Below are 3,804 nucleotides of genomic sequence, written 5' to 3'. Positions count from 1 at the left end.
GGGTGTCCTCGCCCGGTACGCGGCGGAGGGCGTCCGCACGGTCCTCGTGACGTGTACGGACGGCCGGTGCGGTGACGGACCGGGAGGGGTCAAGCCGGGCGAGCCCGGCCACGACCCGGAGGCCGTCGCCGCGATGCGCCGGCAGGAACTGGAGGCCAGCTGCGAGGTGTTGAAGGTCAGTCACCTGGAGCTGCTGGAGTACGCCGACTCCGGGATGATGGGCTGGGCGAGCAACGACGAGCCCGGGTCGTTCTGGCGCACGCCGGTGGAGGAGGGCGCCGCCCGCCTCGCCGAACTGATCCGGCACTACCGGCCCGACGTGGTCGTCACCTACGACGAGAACGGGTTCTACGGCCACCCCGACCACATCCAGGCCCACCGCATCACCATGGCGGCGCTGGAGCTGACCGATCCGACGCCGAAGGTCTACTGGACGACGGCGCCGCGCTCGGCGATGCAGCGGTTCGGCGAGGTCATGCGCGAGTTCGGCGCGGACTGGGAGGAGCCGGAGGCGGCGCAGGAGTCCGGGGCGGCGGAGGAGTCGGAGGCGGCGGAGGAGTCGGAGGCGTCCGAGATGCCGGACATGTCGGAGATCGGCCTGCCGGACGAGGAGATCACCACCTGGGTGGACACCACCGCGTTCGGCGGCCGGAAGTTCGACGCCCTGGCCGCGCACGCCAGTCAGGGCGAGAACATCTTCTTCCTGAAGATGGGCAAGGAGCGGTTCACCGAGCTGATGGGCGTGGAGACCTTCGTGCGGGTCAAGGACACCACCGGCGCGGCCCTTCCCGAGGACGACCTCTTCGCCGGCCTGCGCTGATCCCCGTCCCCGTCCCTGTGTCCGTACGGACCCGGCCGTCGCCGGCCGGGTCCGTGCCGGGCGCTACCGGCCGCCGTCCCGCAGGGCCTGCTCCACGGTCCGCAGGGCGGTGGCCGACTGCTCCCAGCCGTGCCACCAGAACAGCCCGCCGTCGTGGCTCGCCCCGGCGGCGAGCGCCGTCAGGTGGGCCCAGGGGCCGGCCGGGATGCCGAACCGCGGCCGGGCGGCGAGCCGTCGGGCGGCCTCGCCGTCGACCGGGACCATGCCGAGCAGCGGGAACGGTTCGCCGTCCGCCGTCCGGCCGGTGCCGTGCAGCATCGGGTGCAGGGTGATCGGGTCGAGCAGCAGGGTGAGGTCGGCGGAGGGCAAGAGCTCCGGTCCGTCCCGCCAGCCGAGCCGCCGTCCGCTCGGCCCGGCCCCGGGGACGGGCCGGCCGTCGAGCACGACGCCGTCCGCGGCGACCTCCAGGCGGGCGCCGCCCGGGCGGTCGGGCAGCCGCAGCCGGTAGTCCCCGTACAGGCGACGGGCGGGCTCCGCCACGGCCGCGGAGAAGGGGACGGTGACGCCGTCCACCTCGAAGCCCGCCGGTCCGATCACCACCGCGGCGGTGACGGGTTCGCCGTCGAGGGTGACGCGCAGACGCGGGGCCGAGCCGGGGGCGCCGGGTACGACGTCCACGCGCAGGCCCTCGCTGCGGTACCCGCCGACGAGGTCGGCGAGCGGTGGCACCTGCGGCAGCGGGTACTCGGTCAGGCGCACCGCCGCGCCCGCGACGGTTCCGGTCAGCCGGCGCCGGCCGTCGCGGCCGAACTCCGTCCGCAGCTCGCCGCCGACGCCGCCGTCCGCCGCGCGCCAGCGCAGCACGCCGTGGGCGTAACTCGGGTCGGTCACCCGGAGGCCGTCGACGTGGACCCGGTGCCGGGGCGGGTCGGTCGCGCGGCCCAGGACGTAGACCGAGAGGCCGCCGTCCGCGGTGCCGTACAGGCCCGTCCACGGGTACAGGGCCCCGGCGAGGACGGAGTCCAGGTCCCGCCGGATCGACGGCCAGCCCGCCGCGCCGTCCCGCGCCAGCCGGCGGGCCTCCGACTTGCGGGTGAGCAGGGTGCGCAGCCGGTGTGCCGCCTCCGGCCCGGGCCGCCGGGGGACGCCCCGGGCGGCGGCCTGCAGGGCCAGGTCCTCGCGCCGGGCCAGCAGGGCGCGTTCGTCGGCTCCGAGGTCCGGCGGGGCCCAGTGCGCGACGGCGGCCGCGGGATCCCGGACGTAGCGCTCGCGCAGGGCGCCGTCCTCGCCGAGGGCCAGGGCGAAGCGGGCGCCCGGGGTGTCCTCCTGCCAGTGGTAGCCGGCCGGGACGCGGAAGTCGGCGAAGCCGCGGAGGGCGGCGAGTTCGCGGGGGCCGTACGCGTCGACGACCCGCAGCGGGCCGTCGGGCGGGCGGACGGTCCGGCCGGGTTCGAGCAGGCCGAGGCGTTCGAGCACCCGCGGGTCGGCCGGGGCGGCGACGGCGGGCGGCAGGTACCAGGTGGAGGCGCTGGTGACGGTGCGCTGCACGGCCGGGTCGCGCAGGGCGGCGACGGTGTACCGGGCGGTGACGGGGTCGAGGCCCCGGTAACGGGCGCCGATGTAGTTGACCACGGTGTGGTCCGGCCCGTAGACCTCCTCCAGCCGGTCCAGCAGGACGGGCAGGTGGCGGTTGGTGAACCCGGCGCGCCGGTAGTCGAGTTCGCCGACGATGCCGACCTGCCAGAGCACCAGGTGCAGGCCGGGGTCGAGGCGTCGTCCGCGGATCAGCAGGTCGGAGGCCTCGAAGGTCTGCATGCCGGGGGTGCTCGGGTCCACGCCGAGGTCGGCGCAGAGCACGTCCAGGGCGCTGATGCCGGGGCGCATCACGGCGGTGTGGCCCTCGCGGCGGGCGATCCGCACGGCGCGGTGGCTGGACAGCACGAAGATGCCCGGGTGGCCGTAGAAGACCGCCGCCACCCGGCGCCCGGCCCGCACGAAGTGCAGGACCGCCTCCGACATCTGGACGTACGTCAGGTAGCGGTCCTTCGCGTCGTCGTAGAGGACGCCGAGGTCGTAGGCGTCCGGGCGCCAGGCGTTGATGCGCACGATCGTCGCGGGATCGGCCACGCAGTGGAAGACGTGGTCGGCCTCGCGGAGCAGGCGCTCGTCGGCGCGGGTGAAGCCGGCGGCCTCGATGCCGGAGCCGAGGACGGTCAACTCGCCCTTCTGCTCGGACGGTTCACCGCCCGGCGGGCCGGCCGCGGCGATCGCGCGGGACAGTTCGGCCCACCGGGCCTGGTGCTCGCGGCGGGAGGGGAAGCGGTCGAAGGGGCGCGTGTAGCGGTGCGCGGAGCGGCGGTCGGGGTCCATGCGGCGGCGCGGGCCTTCAGCGGTCGTCGCCGGTGACCATCTGGGTGACCTGCGGGGGCAGCGCGTCCACCAGGAGCGGCGGGTCGAGTTGGACGGGCGGGTCGAACTCGAAGACGGCCTGGGTGCTCTGCGGCGGGGTCATCAGCACCGGTGCTCCGGACGCGAGGGCTCCCGGAGCCGGGGCGGCGTCCGCGACGGTGCCGCCGTCGTCGTCCAGGATCAGGTCGATGTCCACGTCGATGTCCACGACGTCGACGGGCGGGGTGTTGGCGGTCAGGGTGGTCATGGCGGTCACTCGTCCCCTCGGGGCCGCGGGCGGAGGCGGGTTCATGCTACTGAACGGACGTTCGGCCGGACAGGGGGTCGGACAACCGGGCAGCTGCGGAGCAGCGGAGTGCCGGCCGGGCGGCGGATGGGCCGCGCGGCCGGCACGGTACGGACGAGGTGTCCGTGGGGGGATCCCGTCAGAGCAGCACGCTGGCGGCGATCGGGGCGATGGTCTTGACGATGTCCCAGAAGCTGTCGGCCTCGACGCCGGGGGTGTTGCCCAGGGCGCTGCCGGTGCGGCCGGTGCGGTCGATCGGAGGGGCCAGTCTGGGGAGCTGCGGGGTGGG

At 75.6% G+C, this 3,804-nt stretch carries 2 protein-coding genes and 1 pseudogene; 1 reads left to right on the top strand and 2 read right to left on the bottom strand.

The window, feature by feature from the left end:
* Positions 1 to 518, top strand: a pseudogene (locus ACIQOV_RS31855) (PIG-L family deacetylase); the annotation flags it as partial.
* A gap of 365 nt (positions 519 to 883) precedes the next feature.
* Here the strand turns inward: ACIQOV_RS31855 and ACIQOV_RS31850 are convergent.
* Both ACIQOV_RS31850 and ACIQOV_RS31845 read right to left on the bottom strand, forming a co-directional pair.
* Complete coding sequence (locus ACIQOV_RS31850) at positions 884 to 3,190, bottom strand: SAM-dependent methyltransferase (RefSeq protein WP_401054162.1); 2,307 nt, start codon at positions 3,188 to 3,190, stop codon at positions 884 to 886.
* Positions 3,191 to 3,206: 16 nt separating this feature from the next.
* Positions 3,207 to 3,476 carry a hypothetical protein gene (locus ACIQOV_RS31845; RefSeq protein WP_401054160.1) on the bottom strand — a complete coding sequence of 90 codons (270 nt, stop codon included), beginning with the start codon at positions 3,474 to 3,476 and terminating at the stop codon, positions 3,207 to 3,209.
* Positions 3,477 to 3,804: the final 328 nt, after the last annotated feature.

Source organism: Kitasatospora sp. NPDC091257 (genome assembly GCF_044757675.1).
Classification (GTDB): domain Bacteria; phylum Actinomycetota; class Actinomycetes; order Streptomycetales; family Streptomycetaceae; genus Kitasatospora; species Kitasatospora lactacystinica.
Note: the sequence above shows the minus strand (reverse complement) of the source record. Positions and strands in the feature narration are given on the sequence as shown.

Coding starts and splice junctions, on each gene's coding strand:
- ACIQOV_RS31850 (WP_401054162.1), bottom strand. CDS start 3,190: ATGGACCCCGACCGCCGCTCCGCGCACCGCTACACGCGCCCCTTCGAC.
- ACIQOV_RS31845 (WP_401054160.1), bottom strand. CDS start 3,476: ATGACCACCCTGACCGCCAACACCCCGCCCGTCGACGTCGTGGACATC.